This window comes from Paenibacillus sp. NRS-1781 (genome assembly GCF_050467745.1).
In the GTDB taxonomy this organism is placed as follows: domain Bacteria; phylum Bacillota; class Bacilli; order Paenibacillales; family Paenibacillaceae; genus Paenibacillus; species Paenibacillus terrae_A.
The window spans coordinates 97,941-120,363 of sequence record NZ_JBITPI010000049.1; the positions used below are offsets into that span (position 1 = coordinate 97,941).

The 22,423-nt window shown below is 47.1% G+C and carries 23 protein-coding genes and 1 other annotated feature; of the genes, 21 read left to right on the plus strand and 2 right to left on the minus strand.

The window, feature by feature from the left end:
* Window positions 1–47 precede the first annotated feature (47 nt).
* Window positions 48–1,640, minus strand: coding sequence for a phosphoglycerate dehydrogenase (gene serA / locus ACIFO6_RS18580; protein WP_430042722.1), 1,593 nt, complete (start codon window positions 1,638–1,640; stop codon window positions 48–50).
* A gap of 261 nt (window positions 1,641–1,901) precedes the next feature.
* Window positions 1,902–2,152 (minus strand) — a binding site (T-box leader).
* Window positions 2,153–2,329: 177 nt separating this feature from the next.
* Here serA and ACIFO6_RS18585 point away from each other — a divergent pair.
* Window positions 2,330–2,917, plus strand: a complete 588-nt coding sequence (locus ACIFO6_RS18585) for a type II CAAX endopeptidase family protein (RefSeq protein ID WP_283652267.1) — start codon at window positions 2,330–2,332, stop codon at window positions 2,915–2,917.
* A complete protein-coding gene (locus ACIFO6_RS18590) occupies window positions 2,914–3,249 on the plus strand; it encodes a hypothetical protein (RefSeq protein ID WP_430042724.1) in 336 nt (111 codons plus the stop codon). The genes ACIFO6_RS18585 and ACIFO6_RS18590 overlap by 4 nt, the downstream gene beginning before the upstream one ends.
* A gap of 158 nt (window positions 3,250–3,407) precedes the next feature.
* Here ACIFO6_RS18590 and ACIFO6_RS18595 read toward each other — a convergent pair whose 3' ends face one another.
* Entirely contained in the window at window positions 3,408–4,334 is a 927-nt protein-coding gene (locus ACIFO6_RS18595; protein ID WP_430042726.1) for a polysaccharide deacetylase family protein, read from the minus strand.
* A gap of 88 nt (window positions 4,335–4,422) precedes the next feature.
* Between ACIFO6_RS18595 and ACIFO6_RS18600 the strand changes: the two genes are divergently transcribed.
* From ACIFO6_RS18600 to ACIFO6_RS18690, 19 genes are all read left to right on the plus strand, one after another.
* On the plus strand, window positions 4,423–4,800 hold the full coding sequence (locus tag ACIFO6_RS18600; protein WP_430042728.1) for a hypothetical protein: 378 nt from the start codon (window positions 4,423–4,425) through the stop codon (window positions 4,798–4,800).
* 197 nt (window positions 4,801–4,997) lie between these two features.
* A complete protein-coding gene (locus tag ACIFO6_RS18605) occupies window positions 4,998–5,612 on the plus strand; it encodes a genetic competence negative regulator (RefSeq protein WP_430042729.1) in 615 nt (204 codons plus the stop codon).
* Window positions 5,613–5,698: 86 nt separating this feature from the next.
* Window positions 5,699–6,394 carry a glutamic-type intramembrane protease PrsW gene (prsW, locus tag ACIFO6_RS18610; RefSeq protein WP_430042731.1) on the plus strand — a complete coding sequence of 232 codons (696 nt, stop codon included), beginning with the start codon at window positions 5,699–5,701 and terminating at the stop codon, window positions 6,392–6,394.
* A 263-nt stretch (window positions 6,395–6,657) separates the two neighbouring features.
* On the plus strand, window positions 6,658–8,040 hold the full coding sequence (gene ypeB, locus ACIFO6_RS18615) for a germination protein YpeB (protein WP_430042733.1): 1,383 nt from the start codon (window positions 6,658–6,660) through the stop codon (window positions 8,038–8,040).
* A 177-nt stretch (window positions 8,041–8,217) separates the two neighbouring features.
* The gene (locus ACIFO6_RS18620; protein ID WP_430042735.1) at window positions 8,218–8,874 is read left to right on the plus strand and encodes a flagellar brake protein; all 657 of its coding nucleotides are present in this window, start codon (window positions 8,218–8,220) and stop codon (window positions 8,872–8,874) included.
* A 132-nt stretch (window positions 8,875–9,006) separates the two neighbouring features.
* A complete protein-coding gene (cmk, locus tag ACIFO6_RS18625; protein WP_430042736.1) occupies window positions 9,007–9,714 on the plus strand; it encodes a (d)CMP kinase in 708 nt (235 codons plus the stop codon).
* The gene (locus ACIFO6_RS18630; RefSeq protein WP_430042738.1) at window positions 9,711–10,304 is read left to right on the plus strand and encodes a lysophospholipid acyltransferase family protein; all 594 of its coding nucleotides are present in this window, start codon (window positions 9,711–9,713) and stop codon (window positions 10,302–10,304) included. The genes cmk and ACIFO6_RS18630 overlap by 4 nt, the downstream gene beginning before the upstream one ends.
* 119 nt (window positions 10,305–10,423) lie before the next feature.
* Window positions 10,424–11,650 (plus strand): 30S ribosomal protein S1, encoded by a 1,227-nt coding sequence (gene rpsA / locus ACIFO6_RS18635; RefSeq protein ID WP_430042740.1) that lies wholly within the window; start codon window positions 10,424–10,426, stop codon window positions 11,648–11,650.
* A 144-nt stretch (window positions 11,651–11,794) separates the two neighbouring features.
* Window positions 11,795–13,117: a ribosome biogenesis GTPase Der gene (gene der, locus ACIFO6_RS18640; protein WP_430042742.1), complete on the plus strand. Its 1,323-nt coding sequence runs from the start codon at window positions 11,795–11,797 to the stop codon at window positions 13,115–13,117.
* 11 nt (window positions 13,118–13,128) lie between these two features.
* Entirely contained in the window at window positions 13,129–13,737 is a 609-nt protein-coding gene (plsY, locus tag ACIFO6_RS18645; RefSeq protein ID WP_430042744.1) for a glycerol-3-phosphate 1-O-acyltransferase PlsY, read from the plus strand.
* Window positions 13,730–14,770, plus strand: a complete 1,041-nt coding sequence (locus tag ACIFO6_RS18650; RefSeq protein WP_430042746.1) for an NAD(P)H-dependent glycerol-3-phosphate dehydrogenase — start codon at window positions 13,730–13,732, stop codon at window positions 14,768–14,770. The genes plsY and ACIFO6_RS18650 overlap by 8 nt, the downstream gene beginning before the upstream one ends.
* A gap of 170 nt (window positions 14,771–14,940) precedes the next feature.
* Window positions 14,941–15,216, plus strand: coding sequence for a stage VI sporulation protein F (locus ACIFO6_RS18655; RefSeq protein WP_430042748.1), 276 nt, complete (start codon window positions 14,941–14,943; stop codon window positions 15,214–15,216).
* A 183-nt stretch (window positions 15,217–15,399) separates the two neighbouring features.
* The gene (locus ACIFO6_RS18660) at window positions 15,400–16,026 is read left to right on the plus strand and encodes a hypothetical protein (RefSeq protein ID WP_430042916.1); all 627 of its coding nucleotides are present in this window, start codon (window positions 15,400–15,402) and stop codon (window positions 16,024–16,026) included.
* 52 nt (window positions 16,027–16,078) lie between these two features.
* Window positions 16,079–16,429, plus strand: a complete 351-nt coding sequence (locus ACIFO6_RS18665) for a 2Fe-2S iron-sulfur cluster-binding protein (protein ID WP_430042751.1) — start codon at window positions 16,079–16,081, stop codon at window positions 16,427–16,429.
* Window positions 16,430–16,738: 309 nt separating this feature from the next.
* Window positions 16,739–16,876, plus strand: coding sequence for a hypothetical protein (locus ACIFO6_RS18670; protein WP_430042752.1), 138 nt, complete (start codon window positions 16,739–16,741; stop codon window positions 16,874–16,876).
* Window positions 16,877–16,914: 38 nt separating this feature from the next.
* Window positions 16,915–18,393, plus strand: a complete 1,479-nt coding sequence (gene spoIVA / locus ACIFO6_RS18675) for a stage IV sporulation protein A (RefSeq protein ID WP_137063472.1) — start codon at window positions 16,915–16,917, stop codon at window positions 18,391–18,393.
* Between the two features lie 210 nt (window positions 18,394–18,603).
* Entirely contained in the window at window positions 18,604–19,707 is a 1,104-nt protein-coding gene (locus tag ACIFO6_RS18680) for a sugar ABC transporter substrate-binding protein (RefSeq protein WP_430042754.1), read from the plus strand.
* A gap of 67 nt (window positions 19,708–19,774) precedes the next feature.
* The gene (locus ACIFO6_RS18685) at window positions 19,775–21,292 is read left to right on the plus strand and encodes a sugar ABC transporter ATP-binding protein (RefSeq protein WP_430042756.1); all 1,518 of its coding nucleotides are present in this window, start codon (window positions 19,775–19,777) and stop codon (window positions 21,290–21,292) included.
* Window positions 21,289–22,275 (plus strand): ABC transporter permease, encoded by a 987-nt coding sequence (locus ACIFO6_RS18690; RefSeq protein ID WP_430042758.1) that lies wholly within the window; start codon window positions 21,289–21,291, stop codon window positions 22,273–22,275. The genes ACIFO6_RS18685 and ACIFO6_RS18690 overlap by 4 nt, the downstream gene beginning before the upstream one ends.
* Window positions 22,276–22,423 lie beyond the last annotated feature (148 nt).

The following is a 22,423-nucleotide window of genomic DNA, read 5'->3' on the forward strand; positions in this document are numbered from 1 at the left end:
CTCTGATTAGGTAAAGCATGTTAACATTATTCAGCAATGCTGATACCTTAATCGAGTACTACTTCTTGAGCGGTATTCAGTTCAGGCAAGCCAACCAGTTGGATCAGCACGTCTTTAGGAACGGCTTTATCAACGGTCAGAATCATGATGGCTTCACCACCGATAATTTTACGTCCTACCTGCATGGAGGCGATATTCACGCCGTTCTCCCCAAGCAGAGTGCCGACACGCCCGATAATGCCGGGTTTGTCATTGTGGGAGATGAGCAGGAAATGCGCTTCTGGTGCCACGTCCACCGGGAACTGGTTCAACTGGACGATACGTTCGCCATAGCCTGCGAGCAGGGTACCTGCTACACGTTGCTCCTCTCCACTTTGCGTTTTGAGCGTGACGGTGATCAGGTTGGTAAAGCCCTTGGTAGCCGGAGCCTGAGACACGACAAGATGGATGTCACGTGTTTTGGCAAGGTGGACAGAGTTTACAATGTTAACATCGCTGCCCAGATGGCGACTGAGCACACCTTTCAAAATATAACGTGTCAGTGGTTGTGTATCCACTGAAGACAGATCACCTGCGTAATCCACCTGGATTTCACGTACAGCCTGATTCGTCACTTGAGCGGCAAAGCTGCCCAGCTTCTCGCCAAGCGAGAAATAAGGCTGCAATTGCGTCATCACGTTGGATGGCACCGGAGGCATGTTGACCGCATTTTTGAACGGCTCATCACGCAAAATGTGCAGCACCTGCTCGGATACGTCGATCGCTACATTCTCCTGAGCTTCTACCGTGGATGCACCCAGATGCGGAGTAACGATAATTTTCGGATGGCTCAGGAAAGGGTGATCCTGTGCTGGCGGCTCCGATTCGAATACGTCAAAGGCTGCGCCGGCAACGATGCCTTCATCAATGGCTTCAACGAGAGCCATTTCATCGACAACGCCGCCGCGGGCACAGTTGATGATACGCATCCCTTTTTTCATCACTTCAAACTGCGGACGGGCAATCATATGCTTCGTTTCCGGTGTTAACGGTGTGTGTACCGTCATGAAATCCGCGTTGCGGATAATTTCGTCCACACTTGCCAGCTTGATGCCCAGCTTCTCAGCGCGTTCTTCCGTCAGAAACGGATCATAGCCGAGAATGCTCATGCCGAAGGCTTTGGCACGTTTGGCCACCTCGCTGCCGATGCGTCCCATACCGAGTACGCCAAGCGTTTTGTTACGCAGCTCAACACCGAGGAATGTTTTACGATCCCATGTACCGCCGATGGTTTTGGCATACGCCTGTGGAATATGACGCGCCAGAGCCATCATCATGGCAAAAGTATGCTCACATGTCGTAATTGTGTTGCCGTCAGGGGCATTAATGACGATAATTCCGCGTTGTGTTGCTGCTTCCAGATCAATATTGTCCACTCCGACACCAGCGCGTCCGACAACCTTGAGGTTCTTACCTGCTGTCATGATGCGTTCTGTTACCCGGGTTTGGCTACGAACGAGCAGTGCATCATAGTCACCAATAATTTGAACTAATTCGTCCTCGCTGAGACCTGTGTTCTTGTCCACCGTTACATCGTCTGCATCCATCAGTTGCTGGATGCCCAGGTCACTGATCGGATCGGATACTAAAACTTTAAACATTTGGTTTCCTCCTCAAAGTTAACTTCTTTTATGGACAGGATGTACTTCAACTGAAATACATTCCATAAAGAACGTGAAAAAAACTTGAAATGCTTCTGAAAAACAGAAGATCGCGGACAGCACTAACGTGATAACGCATTGACGCAGAAAAGGGGTAAAATAGCATTTGGCACCAAGCTGACGGTTAAAAAGGTCATATGCAGAACCGCTTTGCGGTTTGCGGGCATCAAAAAAACTCCCGAATCGCATACTATCTCCATAGTAAGGGACGAGAGTTTATCGTGGTACCACCCTAATTCGCAGCCGTTTCACAACGGACTGCCTTCAGCGGTCATAAATATGACCGAAAGGATAACGGTTTTCTGCCGATTGCATCTAATGCCGGGAAATCATCCGAGGCTTCGGTGCAATAACTCAGGAGCGCTAAAAGTAATTACTCCGCCACCGGCTTCCACCCAAGCACCGACTCTCTGAAGACGAAATCAAGACCTTTTCTCCATCATTGTTGTTGTCGCTAATAATTTTTTCATAATGTATCATGGCTTACATGGACATGTCAATAGGACATGTGACATGCGTGGACACCGGGCTAGATACATAGCTGCAGAATAATAAGTTTTAAGCCTTCTTGAATCCGTTCGACTTTTTGGCTATGATGCTTAAGAAGACTATGCAGAGGACTAACTACTATGAAAAAGCTTAAAGTGAAATGGAAAAGAGCGCAAATTCATGAATTGAATGACCGCTTGCTGCTTTACAATTTGTATCTAACCCAGGGACTGACCCTGATAGTCGGCGCAATCTGGATTATTTTTCAGAAAAGAAATGTGCTGGAGTTGTTTGCGTGGCCGAACAGTCTGCATGTCTTATGGTGGGGGTTGGGACTGGCTGCGGCTATGCTGCTAGTGGACCTGCTCCTGTCACGGGTTATGCCCGAGGATGCTATGGATGACGGGGGCATTAACCAGATGCTGTTTCAAAATCGACCCATCTGGCATATTGTATGTATAGCAGCCATCGTTTCGATCTGTGAGGAACTATTATTCAGGGGGGCGATTCAGTACAGCTTTGGGCCTTACTGGACAAGTATCTTGTTTGCGGTCATCCATATCCGGTATTTGCGGCATTGGATTCCGACAGGCTGGGTTTTTCTGAGCAGTTACGGTTTGGGGTACATATACGTGCAGACCGGTAGCCTGTGGGCGCCGATCATTTGTCATTTTGTGATTGACCTCATATCCGGTTTGGCGCTACGCTTTCGGAGGTATGAAGCATGAATCAGGAACTTAGCAGAGTGCAGACCTATGGCACCCGCCGAAATGGACGCAAAGGCAAGGGAGATAACAGTCCAAAACCAGTTCGCTCCCGTGCTTCACGTCCCGCACCGGAATGGACTGACGTTGCTGCTGCACCGGAAGTTGCTGTGACGATGGAGGATGATGCTCCTGTCAGCGAGTACCAGACACGGGCAGAAATGTTTCCGTCCCGCCGTATCCGGGTGAGTAAGTGGTTTTTAAATTTTTTGAGCACACTTTTTGTGCTCATTACAGCAGCATTGCTGTGGTGGGGCATCAAAGGGGCACCACCCATTAGTAAAATGCTCTGGTAATTATAAACCAGTGTGATCGCTTGTGCCTAGAGTTATTTATAGGTGCAGGCACTGCAAACGGTATACTAAAAGAGCCTCCTTACCCGCTTATATGACTTGCGGGAAATGGAGGCTCTTTTGCAATCGTTTAGGATCGGTAATAGAAGCACAAGGGCCTGTTAGCTGGCAGGTACCTCAATACTTTGTGGATCGACAAATTGGTAACCCTTTTGCTCCAGACGGGTCAACAGGCTATCCAACGCTTCTGCGGTCCATGGCAACTCATGCATTAAAATATTGCTACCCGGATGCAATTGCTCCGTAACATTCTTGAGAATTGTATCCGTTTTATTCGGCTGTCTCTTTTTCATTGTCCAATCGAGCGAACCAACGGACCATGTCGTATATAAAAGTCCGTAATCCTTGGAGACCTTGCGGCCGACATCCCCACCTGCACCATGAGGAGGACGGAAGAACACAGGCGTTTGCCCCGTTGTTTCCTCAACAATTTTTTGCACCGATTCAATTTGCTTTTTCACTTCGGCCTCCGATTTGTTCTTTAGCACAACGTGATCCCAGCTATGGTTGCCGATAGGCTGCCTACGGTCATGTATGAGCTTGAGCTGCTCAGGGTGCTCCTTCACGCGGTAACCGTTTACGAAGAAAATGGCTTTGGCCTTGTGCTTGTCCAGAATATCAATGATTTTGTTGATCATGACCGCTACCTTGGGTCCGTCGTCAAAGGTCAGTAAAACAATCTTTTTCTCCGCCTCTTGTTGGTTAGGAACCACGTTGTAAGCCTTGTCCCAATGATACGTTTTGTTAACGGTATCCGTTGAATTTGTAGCCTCGTTGCTGTCGGCGACAGTCTTGCCAGTTTGCGGCGTTGTTTGGGCTATTAAGTTATTACCATGATTACTGCCTGCTTGCTCACTGTTGTTGGTTGGGGAAGAAGCTGCGCCCAGACCTTTGTCTGTGTTGTTACTGGTTTCAGACGTTGTATGGGTCTGGTTATTGCTTATGACTGCCGATTCTGGCTTGGGCGCAGCGCAAGCACTTAGCAGCAGACATGCGGTCAACAAAATGGCTGCTGTTTTTGTACCCATTAACTCACCTTCCTGTATTTATACCGTATGAGTTTGTCTCTGCTGACGAACACTATGCTTGATTCTACCACAAAGGGAGGTTCTAATTTTGAAAACATCTTCGTTTTTCCTGGGAATCGTTTTGGGCGCAGTGGCGAGCACTATGATCTCCCGTAACCGCAGTATGTTAGGCTTATCTATGGACATGGATGGAAAAAAAGGCGGTAATTTGGTTCAAAAAGCCCGTACCAAAATGATGGACGCGGCGTTCCCCGGAATGGGTGATATTACGCTTAATAAGCAAGACACCCATAAGGATCAGGATCACCGTTCCACAACAGATAAAACAGCTCATAGCGCCCATACAGCCCAAACTAAAGAAGAAAATATGAAGCTGATTAAAGATTTTATCAGCACCAGTCCCGATGTTAAGCGTGAGGTCGAGCAAATCCTGAAAGAAACTCATACAGCCGTACCGGGTTTGTAACCCGGAACCTCTATCCTGAATCATTTTGCGGCTTTTTTGTAAAAGCCGTTCAAATGATTCTTTTTTTTATCATTTTTATTGCGTGCATTTACGATTATAAAATGATAACATGATTACATAGAACCATTTTCTTCACAAGCACCATAAATGCATCATAATCTGTTAATAACACTCGGCTGCCAGGAGGAGGGTCCAGTATGAAAATAGAAAGATTAAGCCAGGACAAGATACGGATTTTCCTTACCTTTGATGATTTGAGCGAACGCGGTATTCAAAAAGACGACATGTGGCAAGAGATTCCAAGAGTCCATGAGCTGTTCACCGAAATGATGGATCAGGCATATAGCGAGCTGGGCTTCGACGCCACGGGACCTTTAGCCGTCGAAGTATTTGCGCTTCCTGCTCAGGGTATGGTAGTTATCGTCACTCGAGGGAAATATGACCACCAGCAATATGGTTCGGGTCCTGATGATGAGCTTCCAGAGGAAGTATATGAAATGGAAGTTACGCTGGAGCACAGCGATTCCATCGTCTACGCGTTTAGAGATTTCGAAGTACTCATAGAAGCGGCTCACATGCTCCGTAGTAACACCACGGATGCAGGTAAGCTGTATCATTATAGAGGAAAATGGATTCTGCATTTGGAACCGGAAGAAGTAGAAGAGTCCAAGCTTGCGGCCTTGATCGCGGTTCTTGCTGAATTTGGGGAAGGCTCATCCGTAACACCGGCAATGCTGGAGGAGTATGGCAAGCTGGTCATTCCTGAACAGGCGATTGATGTCATCTGCACTCATTTCGACAGCCGCTCTTAATGAGCTTAAAGAAAAGTAATATCGAAGTGACTTTGTCGGCTCTGCGCTGAATGCAGGGCCGACTCATTTTTATGGAGGGATGATCGGTGCTTCTGTTTTCTGTTTTAGCGGCAGCAACTGCGCCGGGTCTCGCCTTATTAATGTATTTTTACTTGAAGGACAGATATGAATCTGAGCCGCTGCACATGGTTATCAAAGTGTTTTTGCTCGGCTTTTTGGTGGTACTGCCTGTCATGATTTTTCAACGTGGGTTGCTGCTTTGGCTGGGGGATAGCACGTTATTTCAGGTATTCGGCATTTCGGCCGGAGTGGAAGAGTTTTTCAAATGGTTTTTGCTGTACCACTTTATATATAATCACACCGAGTTTGATGAACCTTATGACGGTATTTTGTATGCCGCCGCAATCTCCCTTGGATTTGCAACCGTTGAAAATCTGTTGTACGCATGGGCAGGCCACGCTTCTGTTAGTATGATGCTGATGAGATCATTGCTTCCAGTATCCGGTCATGCGATGTTTGGAGTCATGATGGGCTATTACATGGGGAAGGCCAAGTTTTCAGAGGACTGGAAAAGCAAATATATGTTGCTTCTGTCACTGGTACTTCCGTGGTTCTGGCATGGCATATATGACCTGATTCTAACGACAATTTCGCATGACTGGATCTGGTTTATTATTCCTCTGATGGCATTCCTCTGGTATGGAGGGATGGCGAAAATCAGTAGGGCCAACAACCGCTCTCCATTTCGACTATTCAAACGGGAAGAAAAGGTTAATATGTAACGAATTGGGGCACACTGATCTGACAAACCTGTTAGAGAGAGGTGTCTTTTTTTTGCGTATTAAAGTGAGAATACATTGTAAAAGGTGTGGTGAACGTTTCGTACTGAGAGGACGGATGGAGCAAGGGGGTGTTCAGACCGGCTTTAAGCGCTGTATCTGCGATCACTGTGAGTTTATTATCGAAGTTATGGAAAACCATGCATAAGAGAGCATTCTTCTTGTCACACTATCGTTAGTGTACTTGAAGAAAGGAGACTCCCAAAATGTATAGACGACTTAGTACCGTAATGTTTCCGATTGTGACCCTGATTATGATAGGAGCTTTTGTGTGGGGTTATCGGGAAAGCCAGATGAGAAAAGAGGTGTCTCTTCAGGCAAATAGCATGTCGATTAAAGCGGAAAATCAATACCAGCGTGCGTTCCATGATTTGTCGTTTCGTATGGACCAGTTGCACTCCCAACTTGGTAACGCGGTTGCTGTCCATAATACTTCACACGCGATGCATCGCAAATGTTTGATGAACGTGTGGAGGATTACAAGTGAGGCCCAAAATGATGTTAATCAGTTGCCTCTCAATATAATGCCATTTAATCATGCAAAGGATCTGTTGTCGCATCTATCTGCATTTGCGTATCAGACGTCTGTCCGTGATTTGGATCACGAGCCATTGAACGAGAAAGAATTATCAAACCTGAAAACCTTATACACTAATTCCAGAGAAATTTCGAAGAATATGCATGAAGTCCGGCAAAAAGTCCTCAGCAAAAATTTGCGTTGGATGGATGTCGATACAGCGCCAGGCTCAAAGACCGGGCCTAAGGACAACACCATTATTGACGGCTTCCAAACGGTAGACAAAAAGGTGGAGAACTATAAGGAGCTGGATTGGGGACCATCCGTGGCTAGCATCTATAATAAGCGCTCTGTGAAGAAGCTGAGTCTTCCTGCTGTGAACGCGGAGCAAATTAAGCGGAATGCGGCAGAATTTACAGGGAAACCGGAAAGCCAAATCCGTGTCCATGAAAATGGTAAAGGAACGGAATGGGCCTCTTATACAGCTACTCTGAATAACAATCAGAAGCCTGTAGCCAGCATGGACTATACCAAAAAAGGCGGCAAGCTTATTTCTTATCATGATATGAGAACGGTTGGCCCGAAAAAATCAACTCGCAATGAGGCAATCCGCTATGCGAGTGAATACCTCCAACGTAAGGGATATCCGGGGATGAAGCCTGTTTCTTATGATGAAAGTGGAAATTTAGCCAGCATCACATTTGCCACTCTACAAGGGGATGTGATCATCTATCCAGAAAAAATCACAGTTAGATCCGGTCTGGATAACGGGCAAGTGATCGGTTTTCAATCAAGTGACTACGTGTACGAGCACAGCCATCTCCGCCGTATTCCGAAGGCTAAGCTGGATGTGAAGGCAGCACGTGCGAAGCTGAACCCTGAGTTTCGTGAGACTTATCACCGGAAAGCGCTAATTGAAAATGAACTGTCCAAAGAAGTTCTGTGTTACGAATTTGGCGGGAAAATCAACGGTTCCATTTATCGAATCTACATTAACGCTGACACGGGGATGGAAGAAACGATTGAGCAAGTTAAAGATTCGGACGAACCGGCTTCTGGAAGTAACGTTTAAGAGTAAATAGGGTAAATACGTAAAAATGAACCATTAATCACGCTAGACCTCCTTCATTAAGGAGGTTTTTTTGTACTTTTGACATGGTTATAACAAATATAATGCTTAAAATAGGCACAAAGTCGTGGTATTATATACCTTAATAAGGCTTTTAAATGGACAAGGATGGTGGGCGGTTTGTTTCCTGCAATTAATGATGTGCTATATATACAAGTGGCTGGTACCGATCATGCGGATGAACATTTTGAATTTAAGTCGCGTATTGCGGAAGAGGAATCCCAGAACTTTCTAATAGAAATACCCATGTCCCAAACGAGCGGGCAACTGAAAAAACTGTTTTTAGGAGAAGAATTGTCGATATTTTTTATGAGCGAGGGCGGGATAAAAAACTATTTCAATACCCATGTTACTGGTTTTAAAGAGGATGTGCTCCGGATGGTCCGCATTCACAAGCCTGTCCCAGACAGCATCAGCAAAATTCAGCGTCGAAATTTTCTACGGGTTCAGGCCAACCTGGAAATAGCAGTAAAGTATGGATTAAACGAATCGAGGTTTGTAGCTGAGACGCATGATGTAGGAGGCGGAGGCGTTTCTTTTCAGACTCAAGAATCACATCACCTGGAAGAAGGTGAATCATTGTCCTGCTGGATTTTAGTCCCTTATAAAAATGGAACTCAGGAGCATGTCCCGTTCCAATCCGAAATTGTACGTATTCAGCAAATGGAAAATGGTCGCAGGCTAATCATGCTGAAATATGAGAAAATTGCTGATCAGGAGCGTCAAAAGCTTATCAAATATTGCTTTGAACGTCAGTTGGAATTCCGGGGGAAATAGCAATCATCCCGGTTTATTCTTTTTTTGTTAGCCTGCCGTTCATTTTGCATCAACTCTGAATGTGTGGTATAATTTTCACGTCGCAGGCAATGCCTGCTTTTTTCTTGAGGTTAGGTTAGGAGGAATTACCCGTTGGCAAGGCAACATGTATCTTCAAGTAATAAAATAAATGTAGCCATTGATGGACCTGCTGGTGCAGGGAAAAGTACGGTGGCCCGCTTGGTAGCGAAAGCACTTTCTTATGTCTATGTAGATACCGGAGCGATGTACCGGGCAGCAACTTGGTACATGATGTGCAGGGAAATTCCGGCGGAAAATGTACAAAAAGTGCTCCAATTTGTGCCTGAGCTGGCGATTGAATTAGTACCGGACCCTACAGGCCAAAAGGTTTATTGTAACGGGGAAGATGTAACGACAGTGATTCGTTCGATGGAAGTGACAGGCAAGGTGTCACAGTATTCGAGTATTGCGGGGTTACGTTCGCGTTTGACTGAAAACCAGCGTGAAATGGCCGCGCGTAAAGGTGTCGTTATGGATGGTCGCGATATTGGAACCACTGTGCTTCCTGATGCGGAAGTCAAGGTGTTTATGACCGCAAGTGTTCAGGAACGTGCCTCTCGCCGGTTTAAAGAACTAGGCGGAGCTGATGATATCACTCTGGAGCAGCTTGAACGTGACATTGCGGCGCGTGACAAGCTTGATGAGGAGAGGGAGGTATCCCCGCTTCGTTGCAGTGACGACGCTATCGTGCTGGATACGACCCATATGGGCATTCAGGATGTCGTCGATACTATTGTATCTTACTGCACCACGGCGAAGGATGGAGAGATCAGCCAATGATATATGCTGTATGCGTCCGTATTTTGCGTCTCATATACCGCTTTCTGTTCAGACTTGAGGCGGTAGGCAGCGAAAATGTTCCCGCTGAGGGCGGAGTACTGTTATGTTCTAATCATATTAGTAATCTGGACCCTCCGACAGTTGGCATTTTGCTGGATCGAAAGGTTCATTTTATGGCGAAAGCCGAGTTATTTAATACTCCTGTACTTGGTCCGTTGATTGACAAGCTGGGAGCTTTTCCGGTCAAGCGCGGTGGTGTGAGCAAGGAATCCATTAAGCTGGCCTTGACCATTTTGCGTGACGGCAAGGTTATGGGAATCTTTCCAGAAGGCTCCAGAGGAGCCGGAGGAATCGGTAAAAAGGGTGCTGCCAGCTTTGCGCTGCGTAGTGGAGCGGCTGCCGTTCCGGTCGCCATTGTTGGTGATTACAAGCTTTTCCGTAAAACGAAAGTGATATACGGCAAACCTGTTAATTTGGATGCTTTCCAAAAAGGCGCCGTTATCGAAGGAGATCCACTTGAGCTGGCAACAGAAGAGATTATGTCTCGTATTCGTACAATGCGAGACACCGGCAAGCCTACGATTAACTGAAAGGCTTGCATGAATTGTGTCTAATCTCGGAAAACTAGAACAGAAATTTATCAGTGTTTTGAACTCTGCTACGCGCAGGTTTAAATAAATGGTTTTTTTGAATTGAGGAGGGTATTGACATGTCGGAAGAAATTAAAAATCAAGAAGCTGCTGAAGCGGCAAATCAAGACGAGCTCGATCAAATCGTCTCCCTGAAAAAAGGTGACACCGTTAAAGGTACAATCGTGAAATTGGAAGATAACCAAGCGGTAGTAAGCATTGGATATAAATACGATGGGATTATTCCAATTCGCGAGTTGTCTTCTGGTTTGGACAACGCAGAAGAAGCAGTACAAGTAGGCCAAGAGGTTGAAGCTAGAATTATCAGCATCGACGACGGCAAAGAAAAACTTGTCCTGTCCAAACGTGCAATTGACAGTGAAAATGCTTGGGAAAAGCTGGAGCAGCTGTTTGAAAGTAAAGAAGTACTTGAAGTGGTTGTTAATGATGTCGTTAAAGGCGGCATCGTTGTAGACGTGGGTCTGCGCGGATTTATCCCTGCATCCATGGTAGAACGCCATTTCGTCGAAGATTTCAGCGATTATAAAGGCCGCACATTGCGTGTTGTCGTGAAAGAGCTGGATCGTGAGAACAACAAAGTAATCCTTTCTCAAAAAGACGTTCTAGAAGCAGAATTTGAAGCCAACAAGCTTAAAGTAATGGCTGAGCTGAAAGAAGGACAAGAAATCGTGGGTACGGTTCAACGTCTCACTCAATTCGGTGCTTTCGTTGACGTAGGCGGCGTGGATGGTTTGGTTCACGTATCTGAAATTGCCTGGACTCATGTTGACAAACCTTCCGATGCGGTTTCTGAAGGAGAACAAGTAAAAGTGAAAGTCCTGAAAGTGGACCCTGAAAAAGGAAAAATCAGCCTGAGCATGAAAGCTGCACAGCCTGGTCCTTGGGAATCTGCTGCTGGACAATTTAACAACGGTGATATTGTAACAGGTGTTGTTAAACGTCTGGTTAACTTCGGTGCATTCGTTGAAATCGCTTCTGGCGTGGAAGGTTTGGTTCATATTTCCCAAATTTCCCACAAACACATTGGAACTCCACAAGAAGTTCTGGAAGAAGGACAAGAAGTTAAGGTTAAAATTCTTGAAATGAGTCCTACTGAAAAACGTGTTAGCCTGAGCATTAAAGAAACTGAGGAAGCTCCAGAAGCTGCTCCAAGAGCAGAAAGAGCGCCACGTGCATCCCGCGCGCCTCGTGAGGAACTGAACAATCCGAACGTTTCTTTGAACAATTCGGGTCTGAGCATTACGCTTGGCGAACGTTTTGGCGATAAACTGAACAAATTTAAATGAGTTTGAATCAATACACTTTATAAGCATAACGTACACCATCGGCGGACCCAGAGGGTTCGCCGATTGTTGTTACGTGACAATATCGCTAACAGGCATGTTTTTTGCTATGATGAGAGCGGAAGAATTGACAGGAGGAGTGAATGTATGGCAAGACCCGTTGTGGCTATTGTCGGTCGTCCGAATGTGGGTAAATCCACCATTTTTAATCGGATTATCGGGGATCGTTTATCCATAGTGGAAGATAAGCCTGGAATCACCCGTGACCGTATTTATGGTATATCGGAGTGGAACGGTAAATCCTTCAGTATTATTGATACTGGCGGCATTGAGATTGATGGGGAAGATGAAATTTTGAAATCCATCCGGATGCAAGCCGAACTAGCTATAGAAGAAGCAGATGTTATTGTATTCATGAGTGATGCGAAGGCAGGGATTACGCAATCTGATGAAGAGGTAGCCCAAATGCTGTATCGTTCGGGCAAGCCTGTTATTGTGGCTGTAAACAAGGTGGACAATCTGGAACGTGCGGATCTGATTTATGAATTTTATTCTTATGGATTCGGCGACCCCATTGCCATTTCCGGTAGCCACGGTATAGGTCTTGGTGACCTGTTGGATGCAATTACGTCCAAATTGCCTGAGCTGGAAGAGGACATTTATGAAGAAGATGTGATCCGTGTTGCCTTGATCGGTCGCCCGAACGTAGGTAAATCCTCGCTCGTTAACGCCATTCTGGGAGAGGAACGGGTTATTGTTAGTGACATTGCAGGCACAACGCGTGATGCAATTGATACGCCTTTTGAAAAAGACGGTCAGAAGTATGTGCTGATTGATACGGCGGGTATGCGCAAACGTGGTAAAGTATACGAGACGACAGAAAAATATAGTGTGATGCGTGCCATGCGTGCTATTGAGCGTGCAGATGTCGTACTGGTCGTTATTAACGGCGAGGAAGGTATTATTGAGCAGGATAAGCACATTGCCGGTTACGCTTATGAAGCGGGTAAAGCCTCGCTGTTTGTTGTAAACAAATGGGATGTCGTGGATAAGGACGATAAAACGATGCGCCAATTTGAAACTAAAATCCGCGATCACTTTTTGTTCATGACCTATGCTCCGATTGTGTTCTTGTCTGCGAAAACAAAGCAGCGCTTGCAAAAGCTACTCCCTGTTGTCCAGCATGTGGCGCAGCAGCATGTCTTGCGTATTCAGACGCATTTGCTGAACGATGTTATTTCCGATGCGGTTGCGATTAATCCTCCGCCAACTGACAAAGGACGCCGTCTGCGTATTAACTATGTGACTCAGGTTGCTGTTAAGCCACCTACGATGGTTGTATTCGTCAATGATCCGGAAATGATGCACTTCTCTTACGAGCGTTATCTGGAGAACAAAATTCGCGCCGCCTTCAACTTTGAAGGAACTCCAATTCGTATCTTTACACGGCGCAAGTCTGACGAAAGTTAGGAGCGAATAGGTTGATTTTACAAATCGTTGCCATCGTACTCAGTTACTTGCTTGGCTCTGTGAGCTTCAGTCTGCTGTATGGAAAATTAAAAGGAATCGACATTCGCCAGCATGGAAGTGGCAATGCCGGCGCGACGAATACGCTTCGCGTGCTAGGAAAAGGCCCTGCCATTCTGGTACTGCTGCTGGACGTACTTAAAGGGATTGTTGCGGTGCTGATTGGGCACTGGCTTGGCGGAAATTCACTCTGGTTACCGGGTTTGTGTGGCGTTGCGGCGATTGCAGGTCATAACTGGCCGGTATATTTCCACTTTCGTGGAGGAAAAGGTATTGCTACCGCCATTGGTGTATTGGTCTCGATTGCAATAATTCCGGCATTGTATGCCGGAATTATTGCGATTCTCGCAATCGTAATTACGCGTTATGTTTCTCTTGGCTCGCTGATTTTTGTCATTTTGACCCCTTGGATCTTGCTGGTACTTGGTTATGAATGGCCGTTCTTCTGGACGGCTCTGGTTATTTGTGTGTTTTCTGTGTGGAGACATCGCACCAACATTGCCAAACTGGTACAGGGGAAAGAAAACAAACTTGGCTCCAAAGGAGGAGATCGTCTTGTCTGAGAAAATAGCTGTGCTGGTCGCGGGCAGTTGGGGAACGGCTTTGGCTTCCGTCCTTGCGGCCAATAACAACCATGTCTCTGTCTGGACGAGAAACGAACAGCAAGCTGCTGAAATCAATGAGAAGCATACGAATGACCACTATTTACCTGGCTCCATTCTGTCTGAACGGATTATGGCTACAACCGATATGGGAGTTGCGGTGTCTGGTGCTAAAGCAGTCGTAATCGTAGCTCCTTCCGCTGCTGCGCGTCAGGTGGCGCGTAGTCTGAAAGCATTCTTTAGCAAGGACATGCTGATTGTGCATGCCATTAAAGGCTTTGAAACAGAAACACTCAAACGTATGTCCACGGTGATTTCAGAAGAGCTGGAAGTCGCGGAGGGTGATATTGCCGTGCTGTCCGGTCCGAGCCATGCGGAAGAAGTAGTGCGGAAATGCCCTACGACGGTTGTCGTAGCATCATCTAATGAGAAGGCTGCACAGGCTGCACAGGAGCTGTTCATGAACTCTTATTTCCGTGTATATACGAACCGGGATTTGTTGGGTGTGGAGTTATCTGGAGCGTTGAAGAACATTATCGCTCTGGGAGCGGGGATGTCGGACGGATTAGGCTTCGGGGATAATGCAAAAGCCGCTTTGTTGACCCGTGGGTTGGCAGAGATTACACGTGCCGGAGTAGAAATGGGAGCCAATCCGTTGACCTTTTCCGGGCTTGCGGGTATAGGCGATCTGGTCGTCACCGCAACGAGCCGTCACAGCCGTAACTGGCGTGCAGGCTCGTTGCTTGGGCAGGGGCAAAAGCTTGATGATGTGCTAGAATCCATGGGCATGGTAGTAGAAGGCATTCGGACGACAAAGGCAGCCTATGCGATCTCGCAAAAGCTGGGCGTTCAGATGCCTATTACTGAAGTGCTGTACGGGGTACTATTTGAAGGACGTGACGTCCGTAAGGCCGTTGAGGCGCTCATGGGGCGCGACCCGAAAACCGAAATGGAAGTTATGCCTTTGCAAACATGGGAACAATGGCATTCGTAAAGGTTTAGCTACACATAAAAACATACAAAAGGCTGTCTCGCAAGTGGATTCTATCTACGGCTGAGACAGCTTTTTTCAGTTAGGCGTATGGCATGTCTTTTGTAAGCTTAATCACCTTTGGCCTCCACCATTCATACACTGAGTTGAGCAATGGCGGAGGAGGGGAGAATGTGAGTAAAAACTTTCCGAAAGATGCGTTGAAGGCCATTAACAAAAAAGGCGGCAAAAACATATCTGAAAATGCGGTGAAAAAGCTGGCAAGCACCGTGAAAGCGGACACGCTTCAAAGTGAAGCACAGTTGCGTCAGCTGATAAAGCAGGTATCTGCGATGGCCAACATTCCGGTGTCGGAGGATACAGTAAGGGATATTGTCGGTGCCGTCAAAAAGAGCGGAATGAATCCTTCCAATATGGAAGCGTTGATGAAAATGATAATGAAAAAATAAAAAATTCGGCCGTATACCGGCTGATTCTATTCTCCGTGAACCGAACAGGTTCACGTTTTTTTATTTTCCAGCAGATTCTCGTCTGCTCTCTTGTGCATAAAATGTCGAACTACCCACCATAACATGTTATAATGTTGCCCAACAGGAAACGGGATGATGGATTGAAAGGGAGGAAACAATGTGATGAAGGCTATACCTTCGGTGCGATTGAACAAGCTGCCTCATGAGCTGACGGCTGCGCTGAGCAGCTTGGCGGACGGCTGGGAATCCGTTGCTGTTCCGTGGATGCTGGGAGGAAGCTGTTCGCTGCTTGTGCAGGGGGTTGAGCTGGATCGATTGCCCCGAGATATTGATATTTACGCAGATATTCACGCAGCAAAGGAGCTCCATGCGAAAGCACCGGGTATAATGATCGATCGACAGCAGGTAGATCGTAGTGGTTCATACGTTTCATTACTGAGCCACTATGAGCTGGAGGGATTTCCAGTTGAGCTTGTGGGTGGTTTCGAGGTGCTGTGTGAGGGAGCTTTATATCGTTTGGAGGTCGAGCGGTTGCTATGGACGGCTGGAATCCGACTGGACCTGGGGCGTTCTTCACTGCGTCTGATGCCACTCAGTCATGAGCTGCTATTTAATCTATTACGAAACCGCTCCGACCGATATGAGGCGATTGCAGACGCCATAAAGCGTGATCCACAGCGACATATAGCCGTACTGAACCAACTGCTGATCAGCAACATTTGGACATATGACCAACTGGCTAAGCTACAAGAGCTTTTGCCGTGGCCCGAGTTGCATTTCAGAAGCTGAATGAAGCTGTAATTGGCAGGTTCGTGGTTGCTAAAAGAATGGAGGGCCGTTCATGGATGTGCATATTACGTTTAAGCCATCAGACAGGCGCGTACAGGTTGGTCAAGGCACGACATTGCTCCATGCCGCACGTAAAGCGAACGTGTTTATTCCAACCCGTTGTGATGGAAAAGCGGCCTGTCTCATGTGCAAGGTGCATATTTCACAGGAATGGGCTGTACACGCAGGCCAGCCAAGTGATGCAGAGCGCCGCAAGCTGGGATCTCTGCTGGATGAAGGCATCCGCTTGTCCTGTCAGGCTCGCGCCCAGAGTAATGTTGAGGTGATGATACCAGAGGATAAGCTCAAGGCTGCTGTTCGGCGACAGCTTGAGCGTCAGGCACAGGAAGACGAACTGTGGTAAAGCTTAAACTCATAAGCATAAGAAACAAAGGATGTTATCCGACGACTATGAAACTTATACCCTAAAGTGAACGCTCAAAAAAGTGTTCCTAATATGGGTGCCAGTTTGCTTAGTAAGTCAGAGAGACATCCTTTTTTTATTATAAATCTAGCATCGAAGTCATGGGGAATCCCCGTCACGCATATATTAGGTGAGTGGACCCAAACGTAAAATATCGTTTTGCAGTAATCTCTGTGACGTACTCTATTTTTTCGAAAAACTAAACATATTTTACGGAGGGGATACATATGATGGTATCAGTCCAAATGCATGTACGAGTTTACGCCGTTTCGCCGATTCCATCAGTCTCCTGAACCTCGGCGGCGGACGACTTCCGGGCATTTTAAAGGCTGTTCTGCCGCATCTGGGATCAAGCAGTTGGTTGAACACGAAGCGGATGCTCATTAAGCATTTTTCCTTCGGAGACTTTTGAGGAGGGGATTTCATTGGAGAAAGTGGACATTTTTAAAGACATTGCCGAACGAACCGGAGGAGATATTTATCTTGGGGTCGTCGGCGCAGTCCGAACAGGTAAATCAACTTTTATCAAGCGGTTTATGGAGACGATTGTTCTGCCGAACATTACAAGTGAGGCGGACCGTGCCCGCGCCGTAGATGAGTTGCCACAAAGTGCGGCAGGGAAAACGATCATGACGACAGAGCCTAAATTCGTACCGAATAATGCCGTCCAGATCAAAGTAACGGAAGGACTGGATGTGAATGTCCGTCTGGTCGACTGTGTAGGATACGCAGTAGAGGGTGCGAAGGGCTACGAGGATGAAAATGGTCCGCGGATGATCTCCACGCCATGGTTTGAAGAACCGATTCCGTTTCAGGAAGCGGCGGAGATTGGCACGCGCAAGGTCATTCAGGAGCATTCGACGCTCGGTGTTGTCGTCACGACAGACGGCACGATTGCGGAGATTCCGCGTAGCTCTTATGTAGAGTCGGAAGAGCGAGTCATTGAGGAGTTGAAAGAGGTAGGCAAGCCGTTCGTGCTGGTCATCAATTCCACGCATCCGCGCAGCGATGAAACACTTCAACTTCGCAGTGAGTTGGCAGCCAAGTATGATATTCCTGTCATGACGCTCAGTGCAGCAACGATGACAGAAGATGATGTTACAGGCGTGCTTCGTGAAGTATTATATGAATTTCCAGTGCATGAGGTGAATGTGAATTTGCCGAGCTGGGTTATGGTACTGAATGAAGATCACTGGCTGCGCAGCAATTATGAGAATTCCGTCCGCGATACGGTAAAAGACATTCGACGCCTGCGTGATGTAGACCGGGTGGTTGGCCAGTTTATGGAGTATGAATTCATCGACAGGGCCGGTCTGAGCGGGATGAATATGGGTCAGGGTGTGGCGGAAATTGATCTGTTTGCACCGGATGAGCTGTACGATCAGATTTTGGTCGAGGTGGTCGGGGTAGAGATTCGCGGCAAGGATCATCTGCTGCAAATGATGCAGGATTTTGCCCATGCCAAACGGGAATATGACCGCTTCGCCGAGGCGTTGGAAATGGTCAAGACGACCGGATACGGCATTGCTGCTCCGTCGTTGGCCGAGATGGCGCTGGATGAACCGCAGCTCATTCGTCAGGGCACCAGATTTGGTGTGCGGCTCAAGGCCACAGCGCCTTCTATTCACATGATTCGTGTCGATGTTGAATCGGAGTTTGCTCCGATTATCGGAACAGAGAAGCAAAGCGAGGAGCTTGTGCGCTATCTAATGCAGGATTTTGAAAATGACCCGATCAAAATTTGGGAATCGGACATTTTCGGACGCTCGTTGCATTCCATTGTGCGTGAAGGCATTCAGGGCAAGATCGCAATGATGCCAGACAATGCACGCTACAAGCTTCAGGAAACGTTGGGCCGCATTATTAACGAAGGCTCCGGTGGTCTGATTGCTATCATTCTTTAAACGTAAGTAAATGAAGATGGTGTAAGAAACAATAACGCAGAGAGCTATCCGCTCTTTGCGTTATTTTGATGTGCAATTGTCGTATTTTGTCATATATGATCGTAAAATATTTTTTGTATTTATAAAACCTATTTACATACTTGGTTTAACGCGATATATTAAGTATCAAATTTGAATCATTTTGTTGAATGAACGAGGGGGAAACGAAGCATGAATATCCAAAAAAATAAAAAGCTGGGACTAGGGGCTATGATGCTGCTGGTGCTGGTTTTGCTGGTCACTGCATGTGGTGCGCCGAAAACAGAGAATGGTGCTCAAGGGACAAGCAGTACAGGATCGAACACTACAGATGCAAAAACAGACAGTTTAAATTTAAAAGGCAAACGAGTTGCATTAATTATGGAGTTTAACACAGGAACGTTCTCACAGCAGTATGTTCAGGGCGTGGAGGAGGAGGTTAAGAAATTTGGCGGTACGCTGACCAAATTTGTGGCAGACAACGATAAAGCTAAAATGGCCTCCTTGCTCGATAGCGCGATTAATCAGCAGTTTGATGTCATTTTGACGGATCATGGTGATGCGTTGCTGGAAACAGGATTAAAAAAAGCGATTTCTCGCAATATCCCGGTTATCGTATTCGATGCTGCGGTCAACGTTCCGGGGGCTGTCGTACTTTCACAGGATGATCAAAGCATGGCCGAGCTGACGCTGGAGCAAATGAAAAAGGATATCGGCGGCAAAGGGAACATCGTAAAAGTATGGGTTGCCGGGTTTGCACCGATGGAGCGTCGCCAGGTTGCTTACGATAAGTTTTCCAAAGCTAATCCGGATATTAAAGAAATTGCAACTTTTGGCTCAGCTCAAAACCCAGCTCTGGACACCCAATCCAAAATGGAGGCTGTGTTGAAACAATATCCTAAGGGTGAAATTACAGCGGTTTGGGCTGCCTGGGATGAATTTGCCAAAGGTGCAGCACGCGCCATCCAGCAGGCTGGACGCACGGAAATTAAAGTCTACGGTATTGATATGAGTGACGAGGATCTGCAAATGATTCAGGATCCGAAAAATCCTTGGGTAGCTTCGGCTGCTGTAGATCCTACAGATATCGGACGTGTACAAGTGCGCTATGCATATCAGAAGCTGCATGGGGACAACCCGGAGGAGCAAGTGGTATTGAAGGCGGTCTATGTGCAGCGCGAAGCATTGCCGGATAAGCAAATTTCCACATCCGAGCTGTCTCAATATGTAAAAGGATGGGGCAAAAGCGAGCAAGGCTACAAGGATTGGATGAAAGAATATGAAACGGCCAAATAAACTTTAGGATAAAGCATAAGGCGCGCTTCGGCGCGCTTTTATCATAAGCAGGCGTGAGGGAGGTACCATGAGTTCACAAGTGTATACACTGGAAATGAAGAAAATCAGCAAACAGTTTGCTGGTGTGGATGCGCTGCGGTCCGTGGATTTTACGGTGCATGGCGGCGAAATTCACGCTCTGCTGGGCGCAAACGGAGCAGGTAAAAGTACACTGATGAAAATTTTATCCGGCGCGTATCGTTCCGATCAGGGAAGCATTGTAGCAGGAGGCAAGGAGCTGAGCATTGGTTCACCGTGGGAGGCGAAGAGAGCGGGGATTCACTGTGTCTATCAGGAGGTCGATTCGGCGCTTGTGCCGCAGCTGAGCGTGGCGGAGAACATTGTACTGGATGATTTGTCTGCACCTGAAGGGCGCTGGTGGGCTGCGCCGGGTTCTATGCGTAAACGTGCGCGCGAGGCGTTGGGACGGCTGGAGGCCGATATTGATGTGCGGCAATACGTTTCTGAGTTGACGTTGGCTGAAAAGCAGCTAGTACTCATTGCGCGTATTTTGACACAGCAAGCAAATACAATCATTTTCGATGAGCCTACAGCGCCGCTCAGCGAAGAAGAAACGCGGCGCTTGTTCCGCACCATCCATACGCTCAAGGCGGAGGGTGTTGCATGTATTCTTATCACGCACCGATTGCTAGAGGTCATCGAACACAGCGACCGCGTTACGGTGATGCGTGATGGGGAGCAAGTATTCACGGGTTCATCCTCTGATTTGAGTGTAGGCGACATCGTTACGCATATGCTTGGTAAAACATTTGAGGAGGAATTTCCGAAAACGGATGCTCCTATCGGTGAAACGGTGCTGGAAGCCAGAGGGCTTTACAGGGGATTACGGGTCCACGGTGTCGATTTGCATGTCAGACGCGGGGAGATCTTGTCTATCGTAGGTTTGGTCGGTGCGGGCAAAACGGAGCTGTCCCGGCTTCTTACAGGCGCCGATAAGCCCGATAAGGGGGAACTGGTCTTCAAAGGTCACTCCATTCGTCTGAGAGAGCCTGCAGACGCGATAGTTCAGGGGATTGTGTCCATACCTGAGGAACGGCGCAAGCAGGGTGTATTCATCGAAGAGACGGTAGAACGAAACCTTAGTCTTCCGCTATTGGGCAAGTTGAGTGTGCTTGGTTTTATCAGTCGTCGCAAAGAACGTACAAATGGTAACGAAGTCGTTGCTTCCCTTGGCATTAAGACGCCATCTCTGCGTCAGAACGTTAAATATTTGAGTGGCGGGAATCAGCAAAAGGTTGCGATAGGTAAATGGCTGCATTCCGGGGCAGATGTGTTTGTTTTTGACGAGCCGACCAAGGGTGTGGATATCGGGGCAAAAAGTGATATTTTTCGTATCATTGGTGAATTGGCGGCCCAGGGAAAAGCGGTCATCTATCTAACTTGTGAATTTGCTGAGGGCATCGGTATTGGTGATCGGATTGCGGTGATGTATGACGGAAAAATAATAAAGGAATTTGCGCGGGGCGAAGTGGAGCAGGAACAGCTTCTGTTGTATGCCAGCGGCGGTGAAGAGGTGCATTCATGAAGGAAAAATGGTTAAATGTCTCCTTTCGTTATGGGGCTATAGTCGTAATTATAGGTGTGTTGGCATTTTTTTCAGCCACATTGCCCTATTTCTGGACGTATGATAATTTGATGGACATTCTTGGCTCAATTGCGATTGTGACTTTTGTCGCAATTGGTGTGACGTTGTCTCTTATCGTGGACGGTTTTGATCTTTCGGTGGGTGCTACGGTGTCTCTGACTACTATTGTTTCAGCTTCATTGATGGTCTGGTATGAACAGCCTGTTGCGGTGGTCATTATTGTGTCTCTGGTTGTCGGTGCGGTGGTGGGACTACTGAACTCATTGTTGATCGTTAAGCTTCGTATTCCCGATTTGCTGGCAACCCTTGCGATGATGTATATTGTAAGCGGGATTCATAAAACGTATGCTCAAGGCTACACCATTTATAATCATATGCAGTTTCCTGATGGCAGCAAGGCGCCAGGAGAGATATCTCCTGCTTTTCTTATTTTGGGACAAGGCAAATGGCTGGGCATCCCGATTTCGGTTATTTTGCTGCTGCTAGCGGTAGCGGCAGTGCATATTTTCTTAACCTACACAAAGCATGGGCGTCAAATGTATGTGACCGGAGGAAATGAGGAAGCAGCTCGTCTGTCAGGCATACGGGTAAAAAAAGTCCGGACACTGGCCTATGTCGCTTCAGGCGTATTTGCGGCCATTGCTGGTATTTTGTATGCTTCGCGAGTAGGATCGGGCCAAATTGATGCAGGATCTCCCTTGCTGATGGAAGCAGTAGCCGCGGTTTTTGTCGGCTTTTCGGTCTTTGGAGCGGGTAAACCGAATGTCATTGGCACGTTTATCGGTGCGGTTTTGATCGGGGTATTGGTGAACGGTCTGACGATGATGAACGTGCAGTATTTTGCTCATGATATCGTCAAGGGAGTTGTGCTGGTGCTCGCGCTGGCCATCACTTTTTATGTGCTAAACCGTCGCCGTACTTGAAATTGTCTGTGGACTGTATTACTATAAACCTTGTTCCACGCAAGAAGGGTGCCATAAAACGCCAGTTTCGGCGATATTGTCTCTATATTGCGGAGGTTAGGTATATTCTATGTATATTTAACGGCGAAACGGAAACAGATGATAACAT

Bases quoted from the DNA above. Each gene is read 5' to 3' on its own strand.
- serA (WP_430042722.1), bottom strand. From the start codon at position 1,640: ATGTTTAAAGTTTTAGTATCCGATCCGATCAGTGACCTGGGCATCCAG.
- ACIFO6_RS18585 (WP_283652267.1), top strand. From the start codon at position 2,330: ATGAAAAAGCTTAAAGTGAAATGGAAAAGAGCGCAAATTCATGAATTG.
- ACIFO6_RS18590 (WP_430042724.1), top strand. From the start codon at position 2,914: ATGAATCAGGAACTTAGCAGAGTGCAGACCTATGGCACCCGCCGAAAT.
- ACIFO6_RS18595 (WP_430042726.1), bottom strand. From the start codon at position 4,334: ATGGGTACAAAAACAGCAGCCATTTTGTTGACCGCATGTCTGCTGCTA.
- ACIFO6_RS18605 (WP_430042729.1), top strand. From the start codon at position 4,998: ATGAAAATAGAAAGATTAAGCCAGGACAAGATACGGATTTTCCTTACC.
- ypeB (WP_430042733.1), top strand. From the start codon at position 6,658: ATGTATAGACGACTTAGTACCGTAATGTTTCCGATTGTGACCCTGATT.
- ACIFO6_RS18630 (WP_430042738.1), top strand. From the start codon at position 9,711: ATGATATATGCTGTATGCGTCCGTATTTTGCGTCTCATATACCGCTTT.
- rpsA (WP_430042740.1), top strand. From the start codon at position 10,424: ATGTCGGAAGAAATTAAAAATCAAGAAGCTGCTGAAGCGGCAAATCAA.
- der (WP_430042742.1), top strand. From the start codon at position 11,795: ATGGCAAGACCCGTTGTGGCTATTGTCGGTCGTCCGAATGTGGGTAAA.
- ACIFO6_RS18660 (WP_430042916.1), top strand. From the start codon at position 15,400: ATGAAGGCTATACCTTCGGTGCGATTGAACAAGCTGCCTCATGAGCTG.
- ACIFO6_RS18665 (WP_430042751.1), top strand. From the start codon at position 16,079: ATGGATGTGCATATTACGTTTAAGCCATCAGACAGGCGCGTACAGGTT.
- ACIFO6_RS18670 (WP_430042752.1), top strand. From the start codon at position 16,739: ATGTACGAGTTTACGCCGTTTCGCCGATTCCATCAGTCTCCTGAACCT.
- ACIFO6_RS18680 (WP_430042754.1), top strand. From the start codon at position 18,604: ATGAATATCCAAAAAAATAAAAAGCTGGGACTAGGGGCTATGATGCTG.
- ACIFO6_RS18685 (WP_430042756.1), top strand. From the start codon at position 19,775: ATGAGTTCACAAGTGTATACACTGGAAATGAAGAAAATCAGCAAACAG.
- ACIFO6_RS18690 (WP_430042758.1), top strand. From the start codon at position 21,289: ATGAAGGAAAAATGGTTAAATGTCTCCTTTCGTTATGGGGCTATAGTC.